Source organism: Ruegeria sp. YTSA219, from assembly GCF_059609985.1.
Window position 1 is genome coordinate 15,692 of sequence record NZ_JBXWMT010000019.1, and the last position, 15,298, is coordinate 30,989.

Here is a 15,298-nt window from a genome sequence, read left to right on the forward strand (position 1 = left end):
ACCGTCACTATCCGCGCCGCGCCCAACGGGTGCGGCGCCCGGCTCAACAGGAGGAGGCCCGGCAGGGGCGATCGACGGGCGGAAGGTTCGCCCGGTCAGTTAGCTGCCACGATACGTGGAGTAGCTGTATGGCGAAAGCAAGAGCGGCACATGATAGTGGGCGTCTGCTTCAGACATACCAAACCTGATTGGAATCTCATCCAGGAACAGCGGTTCGTCATCCGCCTGGCCAGAGGCGCGCAGATAGTCACCCGCGCTGAAAACAAGCTCATATTCCCCGGTTTCAAAGTTTGCTTGCGGTAGTATTGGGCTGTCTGTTCGCCCGTCTGCATTGGTCAGCATCTCAGCCAGTTTGTGGCGTCCGTCCTGGGTTATCGCGTACAGAGCAATTTTCAGCCCCTCTGCGGGACAGCCTTTGGCGGTGTCCAGAACATGGGTTGTCAGGTATCCTGCCACGCGTTTCTCCTCATATTCCGATCACCGCAACGAGTGGCTGTTGAAAACCGCAAACTGCAATCGAGTATTGTTTGACGCAGTCTGGGGCGAAACCCGAGACTTTGGGAATGCCGAAAGAAAAGGAAACAGCGTTCGGATTGATTTGATAATACTGCTTCCAATTCTGCGGTAAAGCGTAGGTAGTGTAACACAACTGAGACGGAACATTCATGCAGCCCCCTCGCTATCCCCGTGACATGATCGGATACGGAGCCAACCCGCCAAACGCCCAGTGGCCTGGCGGAGCAAATCTGGCCGTTCAGATTGTGCTGAACTACGAAGAGGGTGGCGAGAACTGCGTGCTTCACGGTGATGCCGCGTCCGAGGCCTTTCTGTCCGAGATTGTCGGCGCAGCGCAATGGCCAGACCAGCGTCATTGGAACATGGAATCGATCTATGAATACGGGTCGCGGGCAGGGTTCTGGCGTCTGCACCGCTTGATGCAGGACTTGCCCATAACCGTTTACGGTGTTGCTTCGGCGCTGGCACGGTCGCCCGATCAGGTTGCCGCCATGAAAGACGCAGGTTGGGAGATCGCAAGTCACGGCCTGAAATGGGTCGAACATAAGGATATGTCTGAAGCGGAAGAGCGCGCTCAAATAGAAGAGGCCATCCGCCTGCATGCTGAGGTCGTGGGGGAACGTCCCTATGGTTGGTATACCGGCCGGTGTTCCGAGAACACCGTGCGTCTGGTGGCAGAAGAGGGGGGCTTTGCCTATGTGGCGGACACCTATGCGGATGATCTGCCCTATTGGATGCAGGCCTCTGGCCGGGACCAGTTGATCGTACCATATACTCTCGATTGTAACGATATGCGCTTTGCAACGCCGCAAGGTTTCAATTCGGGCGATCAGTTCTATTCCTATCTCAAAGACAGTTTCGACGCGCTTTATTCCGAGGGTGAAGCCGGTGCGCCCAAGATGTTGTCGATCGGTCTGCATTGCCGCCTGATCGGTCGTCCAGGTCGGGTCATGGCGCTGAAACGGTTTCTGGATTATGCGCGTGGGCACTCGGATGTCTGGTTCGCGACCCGTCTGGAGATCGCCCAGCATTGGGCAGCGCAGCACCCGCCTGTATCAGGTCCAAAGCCGTCAGAAATGGCGCGGGACGCTTTCGTTGCCGCTTATGGCGGGATCTTCGAACATTCGGCTTGGATTGCAGAGCGCGCCCATGGGCTGGAACTCGGCGCGGCTCACGATACTGCCGGCGGGTTGCACAACGCACTGACGCGCATGTTCCGTTCGGCCTCGGATGAGGAGCGGTTGGGCGTGCTGACCGCGCACCCGGATCTGGCAGGCAAGCTGGCACAGGCCAAGCGACTGACGCAGGAAAGCACGGCGGAACAATCCTCGGCGGGGCTGGATGCGTTGACGGATGCCGAACGCGATGCCTTCACCGATCTGAATAGGCGCTATACCGACAAGTTCGGATTTCCCTTCATTATTGCTGTGCGTGATCATGACAAAGCCTCTATCCAGCAGGCGTTTCAGCGGCGGATAGATCAGGACCGGGAAACCGAATTCGCCGAGGCCTGCCGACAGGTCGAGCGTATTGCCGAATTCCGCCTGAGGGATGTGCTGCCTTCATGAAACAGATCCGGACTGTTCCTTTAACGCCTGACGCTTTTGCCCCGTTCGGAGATGTGATCGAGGCATCGGGCGACCCGGACAAGATCATCAACCAGGGCCAGTGCGGGCGTTTTCATGACCGGGCGGCCCTTGATTTCGCGGGCGGCCGCGCCGGGATCAGCCTGTTCAACGCCAACCCCCGAACCCTGCCGTACCAGTTGGATATGGTTGAACGGCATCCTGATGGCAGTCAGGCCTTTGTTCCCATGACCCATCAACCCTTTCTGGTCGTTGTAGCACCAGATGTTGACGGGCAGCCGGGCGAGCCGTGTGCCTTTGTCACCCGGCCCGGTCAGGCGGTGAATTATCATCGTGGGACGTGGCACGGCGTTTTGACACCATTGCATGGCCCTGGATTGTTCGCCGTTGTTGATCGGATCGGCGATGGGCCCAACCTGGAAGAATACTGGTTCGATACCCCTTTTCAGGTGGTGTCGTAGCCAAATGAAGCCGCAGCATAAGCGGTAAGACCCCCGTGAATCTGACAGAGAGGACAGTAACTCATGGCTGACACTTCAATAGGGACACCCGAACAGCTTCGGGATCCAAATTATACCCCGGCGCTGCACAAGGCAGTTCCGCTGGGCATTCAACATGTTCTGGCGATGTTCGTTTCGAACGTGACGCCTGCGATCATCGTTGCAGGGGCCGCCGGGTTCGGGTTCGGTTCGAACTCCCCCGATTTTCCCGAACTGCTGTACCTGATCCAGATGTCGATGCTGTTTGCCGGCGTCGCGACCTTGCTGCAAACGGTGACGATTGGCCCGGTAGGAGCGGCTTTGCCTATTGTTCAGGGCACCAGCTTTGCGTTTCTGCCGATCATGATCCCGCTGGTTGCTGGCAAAGGCGTCGATGGTCTGGCCGCATTATTTGGCGGTGTCATTATCGGTGGGGTGTTCCATGCCCTGCTGGGCACGGTGATTGGCAAGATCCGTTTTGCCTTGCCACCTCTGGTCACAGGCCTTGTGGTGACAATGATTGGTCTGGCGTTGGTCAAGGTCGGCATTCAATACGCCGCCGGAGGGGTTCCGGCCATTGGAACGCCTGAATACGGCTCGGCGCTGAACTGGTCGGCTGCTTTGGTCGTGGTTGTGGTAACGCTGGGGCTGAAGTTCTTTACCCGCGGAATGCTTTCGGTTTCTGCCGTTCTGATTGGTCTTGCGGTTGGGTATGTCTATGCCCTGATGGTTGGCATGATCACGTTTGAGGCAATCGGAACAAGCTGGAGCCGCGCTGCAACTTTCGCCCTGCCTGTGCCCTTTAAGTATGGGTTCGAGTTCTCATTCGCCGCCATAATCGGGTTCTGTCTGATGGCCTTTGTTTCGGCAGTTGAGACGGTGGGGGATGTGTCGGGTGTGACCAAAGGCGGAGCCGGGCGCGAAGCCACGGACAAGGAAATCACCGGTGCAACCTATGCTGACGGCTTCGGCTCGGCCCTGGCGGGCGTGTTCGGCGGCTTACCCAACACGTCGTTCAGCCAGAATGTCGGGCTGATCGCGATGACCGGCGTCATGAGCCGAAATGTCGTCACCATCGGCGCCTTGTTTCTAATCCTGTGCGGCCTGGTGCCCAAGGTTGGCGCGATCATCCGTACCGTTCCGATCGAAGTACTGGGCGGTGGCGTCATCGTCATGTTCGGGATGGTTGTCGCCGCGGGTGTTTCGATGTTGTCCGATGTGGATTGGAATCGGCGCAACATGGTGATCTTTGCCATCGCGCTGTCAATCGGGTTCGGCCTCCAGCTCGAGCCGGGTGCGGTGCAACACTTGCCCGATACTCTGGGCATCCTGATGAAAAGCGGGCTGCTGCCTGCGGCTCTGATCGCCATCGTGCTGAATCTGATCCTGCCGGATGAGTTGGCCGATGAGGCAACCGAAGAAGTTTCGGGCGGCATGTCGGGGCACGGGTCGGGCAGCCTTCCCGGCAAGTAACCAAATGAAAATCGGCGGATCGCGTTAGGTCGCGGTCCGCCTATGTGTCGGCCATCATACGAGCGACATCCAGCATGCGGGCTGAAAACCCCCATTCATTGTCATACCAGCCAAAAACACGAACCTGAGTTTCGCCGATCTGCCGGGTTTCTGGCCCTGCGATGATCAGAGATTCCGGCCGCGTCCGCAAATCGGACGACACCAGCGGCTCATCCGTCCAACCCAGAACGGGAGACTCTGCAACGGCTGCACGCAGGGCGGTTTCAAAATCGCAGGCGCTCGGGCCGCGCTTCAGCGTCACAATCAGATCAACCGCGGAAACGCTTGCCGTAGGCACCCTGACCGCCGCGCCCGAGATGCGCCCGGCCAGATGGGGCAGGACTTCGTCTATCAGGTGCATAGCGCTGGTGGTGGTCGGGACCATCGACAGCGCTCCGGCGCGTGACCGTGCCAGATCACCACGCGGAGCGTCGATCATCGGCTGGCTGTTGGTGTAGCAGTGAATGGTGGTCATATGGCCCGACGCGACACCAGCGATCCCGTCCAGAACCTTGACCAGCGGAGCCAGCCCGTTGGTGGTGCAAGAGGCATTTGACACGATCCGCGCATTGCCCAGCTGATCCTCATTTGCACCCAGAACGATTGTGGCCTCGGTCGCAGGCGAGGGGCCGGAAATCAGTACTTTCCTTGCCCCTGCGGTCAGGCCCTGACTAGCAACATCCGATGTCCGGGCAACGCCGGTGCAGTCCATCAGGACATCTACACCGGACAGATCAACCCGGCTGAGGTTGGGGCTGTGTGTAACAGGAATAGCGTGCCCATCGACAACCAGTTGCGCAGTTCCCTGTTCCACTTTGCCCGGATAGGGCCCAAAAGTGCTGTCGTACTTGAACAGATAGGCGCAGGTCTCTAGCGGTGCGATGTCGTTGATCAGCACCAGTTCGATGTCGTGACCGAGCGGCATGGCCAGAAGCTGCCGCAAAATCGTGCGGCCGATGCGGCCGAATCCGTTAATTGCGAGTTTCATGCGCGAGCTATGGCAGTGGCTTGGATTAACCTCAATGCCAGTTTCCTGTCCGGGTCAGTTACAGCTGACCTGTGAAAAGAACTGGCCCGAGATGTTCTGGTACATGCTGGCCACAATCGGCTTGCACCCGGTTGCCTGCTGAATAGCCGCGATGGCCTGAATAGTGCGCAGCCGGGGCGGGGGGCCGAATGGGTTGAGATTGTTGTTATCACGTGTGGCACGGTATACGACCGGAGCTTCCGAAACCTGGGTAATGGCCCAGGTGCGGCTCATGACGTTGACGGTATTTGTCTCTTTGGCGGTTGCAGGGGTCACATCCAGGGCCGTCAGGCCGATTGCAGCCGCCAGTGCCAGCGTTACATTGCGCAGTGCCATCGTACAATCTCCTGAACTAAAACCGTTTGTTATTCCACCAGATTACCGCGCTTGCCCAGTCCCGCCAAGGCCGAATTTATCCTAGCGCCCGCCTGGTGAAAGAGGCATCTGGCGGTTCACATCTTTGTATAGCAGATATCGGAACCGCCCGGGACCGCCCGCATAACAGGCCTGAGGGCAAAAGGCCCGCAGCCACATAAAGTCTCCGGCTTCGACCTCGACCCAGTCCTGATTCAGCCGGTAGACGGCTTTTCCTTCCAGCACGTACAGCCCGTGCTCCATCACATGCGTTTCGGCAAATGGGATCACGCCACCGGGTTCAAAAGTCACGATGTTGACATGCATATCGTGGCGCAGGTCTTGCGGATCCGCGAAACGTGTTGTGGCCCAGCGACCCTCGGTGCCCGGCATTTCGTTCGGGGCGACCTCTTGTTCATTGGTGATGATCGGGTCCGGCTTGGGCAGGCCGGGCACTGCCTCATAAGCCTTTCGAACCCAATGAAACCGCGCTGGCTGCTCCGTATGGTTGCGCAACGCCCATTTGGAACCAGCTGGGATATAGGCATATCCACCAGTTTCCAAAACGTGAACACTTCCCTCAAGCGTCAATGTGACCGCCCCTTCGACAACGAACAAGACCGCCTGCGCTGCGGGGTCCGTTTCGGGCGTATCGCTACCGCCACCGGGTTGGACCTCCATGATGTATTGCGAAAAGGTTTCGGCGAACCCGCTAAGGGGGCGTGCCAGAACCCACAGGCGGGTGTCTTCCCAGAAGGGCAGATAGCTGGTGACGATGTCGCGCATCGTACCCTTGGGTATAACGGCATAGGCCTCGGTGAACATGGCGCGATCAGTTAACAGGGTGTCCTGTCCGGGGTGTCCGCCATGGGGCGCATAATAAGTCGGGTGTGCCATCAAATGCCTCTGGTTCGTGTTTCGTGCACTATGCGAGGGACGCTCGGCATGGCCTAGCGTCAGAGTTGCAATAGGTTTCTTCGGGATAATTTGAAGGTTGCAGACTAGGGCTTGGCCCTGTGCCTTCGCGGGTATATCCTTGAATGTAAATTGGTTGCAGAATTGCGAGGCGGTATGAGAATTTGGGGATCACTATTAGTTGCAGGTGTTCTGGTGCTGAGCATTGGTGTTGCCGGCAGCGCGAAACCGCTGTCTCGCATCATCGCAGAGTCGGGGTTGAGCCCGGATGATTTCACATTGCTGAGTGCAACCACAGACACCATGCTGGGCAGTGGTTTGCCGCAGGTTGGTGCCGAAAGTGAATGGATCAGCACCGAGACCGGGGCCAAGGGCACCGTCCGTGTGCGCGAGGTCCGCGATAATTGCGTGCATCTGCAGCATTTTATCCGACCTCCGAGTGCCGAGCAGACCCGTGAGATCAGAACCCGCAGGTGCCAGGATGCCAATGGTAACTGGATTTTCACACCCTAATTGGGTTGCTACACCCGCGCGCGACGCAGGTTATTGACGGCTATACGGTCGCCAGTCTCCTGTTACTGCACCCGTTTAATCTCATATGGGGTGGGTGACGTCCCGTCACCCAACTGGACATCATGACGGTGGCTAAGTCATTCTCGGCCCAAAGGTAATGCCCGCGTGTCGGGGCGGAGGAGAAAACTCATGAACATGTCATTCGGCCTGCGCGAGGAAAACCGCGAACTGCTGACCCGCGTAACAGAGATGATCCGAAATGAAGTCATGCCGCTGGAAGAAGAGTTCCATGCTGAAATCAACAAAGGTGACCGCTGGCAATATACCGACCGGCAGGCGGATATCCTTGAAGGGTTGAAGGCCAAGGCCAAGGCGGCGGGTTTGTGGAACTTCTGGCTGACCGACAGTGAAAAAGGGCTGGGTCTGACAACCGTCGAATACGCCTTTTTCGCCGAAGAAATGGGCAAGACCCCGCTGGGTGCCGAGATTTTCAACTGTTCGGCCCCGGATACCGGCAACATGGAAGTGTTCGAACGCTACGGGTCCGAGAAGATGAAGGCGGATTGGCTTAAACCGCTGCTCGAAGGACAAATTCGCTCGGCCTATCTGATGACCGAACCGGATGTCGCCTCGTCCGATGCCACCAATGTTTCGATGTCCTGTGTAGGGGACGGCGATTCCTACGTTCTGAATGGCGAGAAATGGTGGGCCTCAGGCGCCGGTGATCCGCGGTGCAAGGTCTATATCGTAATGGTCCGAACTGGCGGTGATGACCTGCCTGTTCACAAACGCCAGTCGATGATCGTGGTGCCGGCGGGAACGCCGGGGATCGAAGTGCTGCGCCCGATGGAAGTCTACGGCCATGATGATGCGCCGCACGGGCATATGCATATTCGCTTTACCAATGTCCGGGTGCCTGCCGAGAATATCCTGCTGGGCGAAGGGCGTGGGTTCGAGATCGCTCAGGGTCGATTGGGGCCGGGACGTATTCACCACTGTATGCGTGCTATTGGACAGGCAGAGATGGCCCTGGAGCAGATGTGCAAACGGTCGCTGCAACGCGAAGCATTTGGCAAGAAGCTGGCGCAGCTTGGGGCGAATTTCGATATCATAGCCGAATGCCGGATGGAGATCGAAATGGCCCGGCTACTTTGCCTCAAGGCTGCTTGGTACATGGATCAGGGCGATGCGCGCGCGGCGGCCCCGTGGATCAGCCAGATCAAGGTCGTGGCCCCGCGGGTCGCATTGAAGGTGATTGATGAGGCGGTGCAGATGTATGGCGGGCAAGGGGTAAGTCAGGACACGCCGCTGGCGACCGCGTGGACGCATGTACGGACCCTGCGGCTGGCCGATGGGCCGGACGCGGTGCATCGTCGTCAGGTCGCACGGACCGAGCTGAAAAAGCATACACAGGAAAAGGTCTGAGGTCCCAAGTGGATTTGAAATCTGACATGTCCAGGTTGCCTTATTTCAGACTTCGCGCGGATGGGGATTTTGTCGGCAATGACCCGGCGCGGGGTCCGTGGTCTGCCGAACATTGCCATGCTGGTCCGGTCAGCGGTCTGATCGTGCGCGCCGCGGAATCTGAAATTGGTCCCGGTAAGATGCTGACCCGGCTGACGGTCGATCTGCTGCGCCCGCTGCCCCTGTCCGGGTTGCGGGTTGCGGCCGAGACGACGCGGCACACCAGAACGCTAGCGACCACTCGGGTTACTGTGCACGATCTGGACAACACTTTATGCGCCGTAGCCACAACTATGCACCTTGCCCGCCGCGACCTTGGCCAGGTTCCCAATGTCGCTCTCTCATCTCCGCAACTGGCGGACACGGTGGACGGCCCATTTCCCATCGGCGAAATTCGGCACGATCTTCCGGGGTTCGCGACCTATTCCGATGTCCTCTATCCCAAGGGTGGAAATCAGGGTGTCGGTCCCAAAACGATCTGGATGCGCACGCCTCCGCTGCTTGGGGACGAGGTGCAATCTCCGATTCAGGCGCTGTGTCCACTGGCAGATTGCGGCAATGGTATTTCGTGGAATGCCCCAACAACCGAGATGGGGTTCATGAATACCGATCTGACGATTCAGGTGCACCGCGAGCCGGTCTCGGATTGGCTGGCCTCCGAGTCTGTCTGCCATTGGCAGCCCTCGGGTATCGGCATGTCGCAATCGGTTTTGTATGACACCGAAGGGCCGGTTGGAACAGCCCTGCAGACCCTTGTGTTGTTCCCACCTGCCTGAGCCATCGGCCAGCTTCTGCGCGCCCGGCCCAAATGGGATTGCCGGGCGCAGTCCGACACCCTATCTTTCGTCCATGCGCTGGCTTGTGACCCTAGTGACCTGCTGTTTGCCGATCCCGGCGATGACGCACCCGCATGTCTTTATCGACACGGGGCTGGAATTCGTCGTGGACGCTTCGGGGCAGCTGACCCATGTCCGTGTGACCTGGGCCTATGACGAGTTTTACTCTTTGCTTGTCCTCGAGGACATGAAGCTGGATCAGGATGGCGACGGTATCCTCAGCAAAAGTGAACAGGATCATCTGTCCGGGTTCGATGCACAGTGGGATCAAGGCTATAACGGTGATCTGGTCGTCTGGTCCGAGTCTGAGGTATTGCCGCTTTCTGGCCCACTGGAGCCGAAAGCATTGATGGAGGACGGGCGCATCGTGACCTCGCATCTGCGCAGTGTCGAAGGTGGGCCTGTACCGGCCACCGCCTTATCGGCGAAGGCGTTTGATGAGACATATTATACCGCATATGACCTGACGCGCCCGGTGACGGTTTCGGGGAGTAAGACCTGCCAGATTGACCGCGTCGAGCCAGATGTCGACGGACAGCTTGCCCAAATGCAGGCGTTTCTGCTGACGCTGGATGCCAATTACGACCTTGAGGAAAATGACATCCCGATGGTGGGCGAAAACTTTGCAACTGAGATCCGTATTTCATGTCCAAATACCTGATTGTCCCGTTTGTTCTGGCGGTCGGTGTTCTGCTCTGGTTCTGGTTCAGCGGCGGGTTTGACCAACTTGCGGCATGGGCTGCCGGTGAACAGCGTGCGTTTCAGAACCAGATTGCGCGGTCGCTGCGCGCTGCCCGCGCCGAACAACCTCAGGCGGTCATGACTTTGTTGACGGTGTGCTTCGCTTACGGGTTCTTCCACGCCATCGGTCCTGGGCATGGCAAGGTCCTGATCGGTGGCTATGGGCTTGGTCGGCGTGTGGCGTTCTGGCGGCTTTCAGCGATCAGTGTGTTGTCCAGCCTTGGACAGGCCGTAACCGCGATTGTTCTAGTCTATGCCGGTGTGCTGGTGTTCCAGATGTCTCGGGAAAGACTGGTTGACACAACGGAGCAAATCATGGCCCCAGTCAGCTATGGGGCGATCACTGCGATCGGGCTTTGGCTAGTGTTTCGCGCCTTGCGGAGCTTTGCCAAACGTAGCCGGGATCACGGCGCAGATCATCATCACCACGATCACGAAACCTGTTCGGATTGCGGCCACCGGCATGGTCCGTCTGCGGATGAGGTGGCGCAGGTCGGTAGCCTGCGCGAGGCGGCGTTGCTGATCGCTGGAATCGCCGCACGCCCCTGTACCGGGGCGCTGTTTGTGTTGATCCTGACCTGGCAGATGGGCATCGCCATCGTTGGCATCGCCGGGGCGTTCTGCATGGCGCTGGGCACTGCGACAGTGACCACTCTGGTCGGGTGGACCTCATTCGGTCTGCGCGGCGGGATGCTGGCCTCGGCCTCAGCGACGCGGTTTGCACAGGTGCTGGCCCCAACCATCGAGCTGGTCGCCGGGTTGCTGATAGCGGTGATAGCTGGCGGGTTGTTGCTGCGCGCGCTTTAGTCGAACACCGGGTTCGGGTAGCCGACCCGCGCAAGATACAACCCCTGCGGCGGACAAACCGGCCCGCAGGCGGCGCGATTCTCAGCTTGCAGTGCCTCTCGCACATCTTCAGGCGTCCAGGGCCCGGCGCCGACACGTTCCAGAGTGCCGACAAAGCTGCGCACCTGATTGTGCAGGAACGACCGTGCCCGGACGTGGAAATGAACCTCGGGGCCTGAAAAGCCCTGCACCTGTTCCACCCGCAACTCATCCAGCGTTTTGACCGGGCTGGCCGCCTGACAGATCGTGGACCGGAACGTGGTGAAATCATGCCGTCCGATCAGCATGTCCGCCGCGGCCTGCATCGCATCAATATCCAACGGGTGACTGACTTGCCAAACCTGCCCCGCGTCATGGGTTGCAGGCGCGCGGCGCATCAGGATGCGAAACAGATATTGCCGTTCAAGCGCCGAGAACCGTGCATGCCAGCCATCGTCCACCCGTGCGGCTTTCACGATGGCCACTGGTTGCGGCTTGAGGTGATAGTTCAACGCTTCGGACAGTCGGAAAGGGTCCCATTCCTTGATCAGGTCGCAATGGGCGACCTGTCCTAGCGCGTGGACACCGGCATCGGTGCGACCTGCCGCAGCGATCGTGTGGTCCCCGGGTTGTATCCGCGACAATGCCTCTTCGATCGCCCCCTGAACCGAGGGCTGATCTTTCTGCCTCTGCCACCCGGCAAACGGCTTTCCGTGATATTCGACTTTCAACGCGTATCTGGGCATGGGCTGCTGGTACCGTGCTGCGCGGCGGCGGGCAAGGGGCCGGAAAGCGCTGGCATGTCGGACGGTGGCTACCTATCTTGAGCGAAACGATAAAAGCGGGGCGACGGCTTGGTCATCTCATCTATGGCAGACAGTCTTGTGCGCGGCATGGAATCCGTGGGCGACAGCGTTTCCGAAGCTCTGTTCGAGCCGGTCATCCGCCTTGGTGTCACCGGGTTGGCGCGTTCGGGCAAAACGGTGTTCATCACCTCGCTTGTTGCAAATCTGCTGGACCGTGGGCGAATGCCGGGCCTTGTTGCGCAGCATGAGGGACGGATCAACGCTGCTTACCTTCAGCCGCAGCCGGATGATACCGTGCCCCGGTTCGACTATGAAAACCACCTTGCTGCGCTGACCGGGCCAAACCCGCATTGGCCCGAAAGCACCCGCGCCGTGTCCGAGTTGCGCCTGTCGTTCAAGGTTCGCCCTGCCGGTCTGCTGTCTGGCCTGAAGGGGCCGCGAACCGTGCATCTGGATATTGTAGATTATCCGGGCGAATGGTTGCTGGACTTGGCCCTGCTGGACAAATCATATGACGACTGGTCAACCGAAACGCTGAACCGCATCACAGAGCGGGCCGAAGTACAAGAGTTTCTGGCGCAGGCCAAAGCGGTCGCGCCAGAGGCAAAACATGATGAGCCGGTGGCGCAATCTTTGGCGCAGGCGTTCTCGGGCTATCTGAACACGGCGCGCGATGCCGGGTTTTACGATTGTACCCCGGGACGGTTCCTGTTGCCGGGTGATCTGGCGGGATCACCGGTTCTGACCTTCGCGCCGCTGCCAGTCGAAGGGGTCGCCACCCGTAACAGCCTGCACCGCGAAATGGCGCGGCGCTACGAAGCCTATAAATTGCGCGTGGTCAAACCGTTCTTTCGCGAACATTTTGCCCGGATCGATCGACAGGTTGTTCTGGTCGACGCGCTGGGTGCGATTCACAAAGGGCCGAAAGCGGTTGAGGATATGCGCCGGGCGATGGGAGATATCCTGTCGGCCTTCCGTCCGGGGCGCAACGCGTGGCTCAGCCAGTATCTTCTGGGCAAACGGGTCGAGCGCATTTTGTTTGCCGCCACCAAGGCCGATCATTTGCACCACCTGCAGCATCCACGTCTGACCAGCATCATGGAGGCGTTGACACGCGACGCCCGTGACCGCGCCAGTTTTGCCGGGGCCGAGACCTCGGCTGTGTCACTGGCGGCTTTGCGGGCAACAACCGAAGAGATGCGAACCCATGAAGGAGTGCCGCTTGCCTGCGTGCGGGGCACTTTGCTTGATGGCAAGCAGGCGGCCTTCTACCCCGGTGAGTTGCCCGAAGACCCGGCTCATTTGTTGGGGGCAGCCCGCAGCGGAGCAGTAAGCTGGCTAGGCGAAGACTATGGGTTCATGAGTTTTGCGCCTGCGAACCTGACCCTGCGATCGGGTGACGGCCCGCCCCATATCCGGCTTGATCGCGCGGCCCAGTTCCTGATCGGAGACCGGCTATGACCGTAACGCTCCGCCCTGCGCGCAGCACGGATGCTGGCGCGACGGGGAAAATCCTGCATGGTTTTGCTTGTGAAAATGAGTGGATGCCAGAGCTGCATTCCTGTGCCGAAACCATCGCCTTTTGCGGCGTGATGATTGATCGCGACTGGATCACCGTTGCTGAAAACGAGGATGGTGTAGTTGGTTTTCTGGCATTGAATGGTTCAGAGGTCCATTCGCTTTACCTGCGTGCGTCAGCGCGCAATCAGGGCATCGGGCAGCGCCTGTTGGATCAGGCGAAATCTGGCCGACAAAAGCTGTCCCTGTTCGCCTTTCAGGCCAACCATGGCGCGCGAAGATTCTACGAGCGCAACGGATTTGCAGAGATTGCCCGCGGTGACGGGGCCGATAATGACGAAAACCTGCCGGACATCAAATTTGTCTGGAACAGAGAAAGGGCTTCTGATGGCTAAGGGTCCAGTTCTGATCGATCTTGATCCCGAGGAACCTGTTGCGGATGTCGCTTTGGCACCGCCCGTTCCGGATGCGGGCGAACCACAGGGGAAGGCGATGCAGGCCGCCGCGCGTCTGGCTGCACGGAAACCGTCGGCCCTGTCACGCTGGTTCTGGGGACTGGCGGCGGCGGTCATCGGCGCGGTTGTCTCGGTGGCGGCATGGGATTTTGTGACCGCTTTGCTGTTGCGCGCGCCGGTTTTGGGATGGGTCGTAACTGGCCTGATTGGCGCGTTGCTGCTGGTTGCCCTGATCATCGCTTTGCGAGAACTTGCCGCGATCGGGCGGCTTTCGCGTGTTGATGGAATCCGTCGCGCCGCAGACACCGCGTTGGCAGAGGCGGATCTGACGCAAGCCCGCGCCGTAACCAACCGGTTGTTGGCATTTTACAACGGGCGCGAGGACGTTCGATGGGGCCGCGATAGGCTGGCCGAACGTATCGCCGAGCCTTTCGATGCCTCGGATCTGATGGCTCTGGCCGAGGACGAGCTGCTGGCCCCTCTGGATGCCGCTGCCAGTCGAGAAGTCGAGGCCGCAGCGCGTCAGGTCGCGACGGTGACCGCTCTGGTTCCTTTGGCTCTTGCGGATGTGGCGACGGCTTTGGCAGCCTCGTTGCGAATGATCCGGCGCATAGCTGAGATCTATGGTGGAAGGGCCGGTTTTCTGGGCAGCTGGCGCCTGACCCGGGCGGTCTTTGTGCATCTGGTCGCAACCGGCGCGGTGGCAATGGGCGACGACTTGCTTGAACCGGTGCTGGGTGGGTCTGTCCTGAGCAAACTGTCGCGGCGGTTTGGCGAAGGCCTGGTTAACGGGGCGCTTAGCGCGCGCGTCGGCGTGGCCGCGATGGAGGTCTGCCGTCCTTTACCGTTCTCGGACCGTCACAAGCCCTCGACCCGGTCGATGATCAAGCGTGCGCTGGCGGGGCTGTTTTCGAAAACTTGACCTGAGACAAAGCGTTCCTGCCAGCCGCGCATCATAACAAAGCAGGAGGCACCCATGACAGACCATGGACACAGCCAGCAAGAAATCGCGGCACGTATCAACGCGCCGCCGGGGCGTGGCGTTTTGCGTGATGTGGTTTACGGCGGGATCGATGGATCAGTCACCACTTTTGCCATCGTTGCGGGCGTTGCCGGGGCGGGGCTGTCACCGTTCATCATCATAGCGTTGGGGCTGGCCAATGTGCTGGCTGACGGGTTTTCGATGGCGGCGGGAAATTACTCGGGCACCAAGGCTGAACTGGATAACATCCGGCGCATTCGCGCGATCGAGGAGCGTCATATACATCTTTACCCCGATGGTGAACGGAACGAGGTGCGCGAGATTTTAGCCCAGAAAGGACTGTCGGGCCGTGTGCTGGACGAAGCCACCGATGCGATCACGGAAAACCATGACAACTGGATCGACCTGATGATCGAGGGAGAATATGGCCTGGGCAGCGTCGATCCGCATCCGCGCAAAGCTGCGGTGGCGACGTTTTTTGCCTTTCTTGTGGCCGGCATGGTTCCGCTTTTGCCGTTTCTGTTTTCGGTGGACCGGGCATTTGCTGCTTCGGCCTGGATGACGATGGGTGTTTTCTTTGCCATTGGTGCCCTCAAAAGCCGCTGGTCGCTGGCTCCGTGGTGGCGGTCAGGGATCGAAACGCTGCTGATTGGTGGGGCCGCTGCCGCAATCGCCTATTTCGTCGGTTCACTGTTTCACCCCTAGCGGTCGGAATTGTCGCAGTTTGCCCGGTGCCGCAGACGGCTGCCGCTCGACCCGCTAGGTTGGG

At 59.4% G+C, this 15,298-nt stretch carries 17 protein-coding genes; 12 read left to right on the forward strand and 5 right to left on the reverse strand.

All coding sequences use genetic code 11. The features are described 5' to 3' along the window. Positions 1 to 99 precede the first annotated feature (99 nt). A complete protein-coding gene (uraH, locus tag AC2FFB_RS18595) occupies positions 100 to 456 on the reverse strand; it encodes a hydroxyisourate hydrolase (RefSeq protein WP_142640109.1) in 357 nt (118 codons plus the stop codon). A 209-nt stretch (positions 457 to 665) separates the two neighbouring features. On the opposite strand from uraH, the gene puuE reads away from it, so the two are divergent. The 3 genes from puuE (at position 666) to AC2FFB_RS18610 (ending at position 4,054) form a co-directional block, all read left to right on the forward strand. Beyond that, complete coding sequence (puuE, locus tag AC2FFB_RS18600) at positions 666 to 2,084, forward strand: allantoinase PuuE (protein WP_496696890.1); 1,419 nt, start codon at positions 666 to 668, stop codon at positions 2,082 to 2,084. After that, positions 2,081 to 2,563, forward strand: a complete 483-nt coding sequence (locus tag AC2FFB_RS18605; RefSeq protein ID WP_281996058.1) for an ureidoglycolate lyase — start codon at positions 2,081 to 2,083, stop codon at positions 2,561 to 2,563. Before puuE ends, AC2FFB_RS18605 begins: the two co-directional genes overlap by 4 nt. A gap of 63 nt (positions 2,564 to 2,626) precedes the next feature. Further along, positions 2,627 to 4,054, forward strand: a complete 1,428-nt coding sequence (locus AC2FFB_RS18610) for a nucleobase:cation symporter-2 family protein (RefSeq protein ID WP_142640116.1) — start codon at positions 2,627 to 2,629, stop codon at positions 4,052 to 4,054. Positions 4,055 to 4,094: 40 nt separating this feature from the next. On the opposite strand, the gene AC2FFB_RS18615 is transcribed toward AC2FFB_RS18610, so the two are convergent. The 3 genes from AC2FFB_RS18615 to AC2FFB_RS18625 all read right to left on the reverse strand — a co-directional run bounded on the left by AC2FFB_RS18615 (position 4,095) and on the right by AC2FFB_RS18625 (position 6,371). Next, the gene (locus AC2FFB_RS18615) at positions 4,095 to 5,081 is read right to left on the reverse strand and encodes a type I glyceraldehyde-3-phosphate dehydrogenase (protein ID WP_496875287.1); all 987 of its coding nucleotides are present in this window, start codon (positions 5,079 to 5,081) and stop codon (positions 4,095 to 4,097) included. A gap of 54 nt (positions 5,082 to 5,135) precedes the next feature. Next, positions 5,136 to 5,456, reverse strand: a complete 321-nt coding sequence (locus AC2FFB_RS18620; RefSeq protein WP_142640120.1) for a hypothetical protein — start codon at positions 5,454 to 5,456, stop codon at positions 5,136 to 5,138. Positions 5,457 to 5,537: 81 nt separating this feature from the next. Then, a complete protein-coding gene (locus tag AC2FFB_RS18625) occupies positions 5,538 to 6,371 on the reverse strand; it encodes a bifunctional allantoicase/(S)-ureidoglycine aminohydrolase (protein WP_496679189.1) in 834 nt (277 codons plus the stop codon). 174 nt (positions 6,372 to 6,545) lie between these two features. On the opposite strand from AC2FFB_RS18625, the gene AC2FFB_RS18630 reads away from it, so the two are divergent. The 5 genes from AC2FFB_RS18630 to AC2FFB_RS18650 all read left to right on the forward strand — a co-directional run bounded on the left by AC2FFB_RS18630 (position 6,546) and on the right by AC2FFB_RS18650 (position 10,750). Further along, positions 6,546 to 6,902 carry a hypothetical protein gene (locus tag AC2FFB_RS18630; protein WP_496701077.1) on the forward strand — a complete coding sequence of 119 codons (357 nt, stop codon included), beginning with the start codon at positions 6,546 to 6,548 and terminating at the stop codon, positions 6,900 to 6,902. A 189-nt stretch (positions 6,903 to 7,091) separates the two neighbouring features. Further along, complete coding sequence (locus AC2FFB_RS18635; protein WP_496875288.1) at positions 7,092 to 8,327, forward strand: acyl-CoA dehydrogenase family protein; 1,236 nt, start codon at positions 7,092 to 7,094, stop codon at positions 8,325 to 8,327. Positions 8,328 to 8,353: 26 nt separating this feature from the next. Further along, complete coding sequence (locus tag AC2FFB_RS18640; protein WP_496824845.1) at positions 8,354 to 9,142, forward strand: thioesterase family protein; 789 nt, start codon at positions 8,354 to 8,356, stop codon at positions 9,140 to 9,142. Between the two features lie 73 nt (positions 9,143 to 9,215). Continuing rightward, positions 9,216 to 9,863 carry a DUF1007 family protein gene (locus tag AC2FFB_RS18645; protein WP_142640130.1) on the forward strand — a complete coding sequence of 216 codons (648 nt, stop codon included), beginning with the start codon at positions 9,216 to 9,218 and terminating at the stop codon, positions 9,861 to 9,863. Further along, positions 9,848 to 10,750, forward strand: coding sequence for a nickel/cobalt transporter (locus AC2FFB_RS18650; protein ID WP_142640132.1), 903 nt, complete (start codon positions 9,848 to 9,850; stop codon positions 10,748 to 10,750). Before AC2FFB_RS18645 ends, AC2FFB_RS18650 begins: the two co-directional genes overlap by 16 nt. Here AC2FFB_RS18650 and truA read toward each other — a convergent pair. After that, positions 10,747 to 11,514 carry a tRNA pseudouridine(38-40) synthase TruA gene (truA, locus tag AC2FFB_RS18655; protein ID WP_142640134.1) on the reverse strand — a complete coding sequence of 256 codons (768 nt, stop codon included), beginning with the start codon at positions 11,512 to 11,514 and terminating at the stop codon, positions 10,747 to 10,749. The genes AC2FFB_RS18650 and truA overlap by 4 nt on opposite strands. 108 nt (positions 11,515 to 11,622) lie before the next feature. Here truA and AC2FFB_RS18660 point away from each other — a divergent pair, with 108 nt between their 5' ends. Genes AC2FFB_RS18660 through AC2FFB_RS18675 form a run of 4 tightly spaced genes read left to right on the forward strand, consistent with a single transcriptional unit; the run spans position 11,623 to position 15,234 of the window. Further along, positions 11,623 to 13,035, forward strand: coding sequence for a YcjX family GTP-binding protein (locus AC2FFB_RS18660; protein ID WP_496875289.1), 1,413 nt, complete (start codon positions 11,623 to 11,625; stop codon positions 13,033 to 13,035). Continuing rightward, positions 13,032 to 13,487 (forward strand): GNAT family N-acetyltransferase, encoded by a 456-nt coding sequence (locus AC2FFB_RS18665; protein WP_271952301.1) that lies wholly within the window; start codon positions 13,032 to 13,034, stop codon positions 13,485 to 13,487. Before AC2FFB_RS18660 ends, AC2FFB_RS18665 begins: the two co-directional genes overlap by 4 nt. Then, the gene (locus AC2FFB_RS18670) at positions 13,480 to 14,469 is read left to right on the forward strand and encodes a YcjF family protein (RefSeq protein WP_142640202.1); all 990 of its coding nucleotides are present in this window, start codon (positions 13,480 to 13,482) and stop codon (positions 14,467 to 14,469) included. Before AC2FFB_RS18665 ends, AC2FFB_RS18670 begins: the two co-directional genes overlap by 8 nt. Positions 14,470 to 14,523: 54 nt before the next feature. Next, complete coding sequence (locus AC2FFB_RS18675) at positions 14,524 to 15,234, forward strand: VIT1/CCC1 transporter family protein (RefSeq protein ID WP_281973820.1); 711 nt, start codon at positions 14,524 to 14,526, stop codon at positions 15,232 to 15,234. Positions 15,235 to 15,298: the final 64 nt, after the last annotated feature.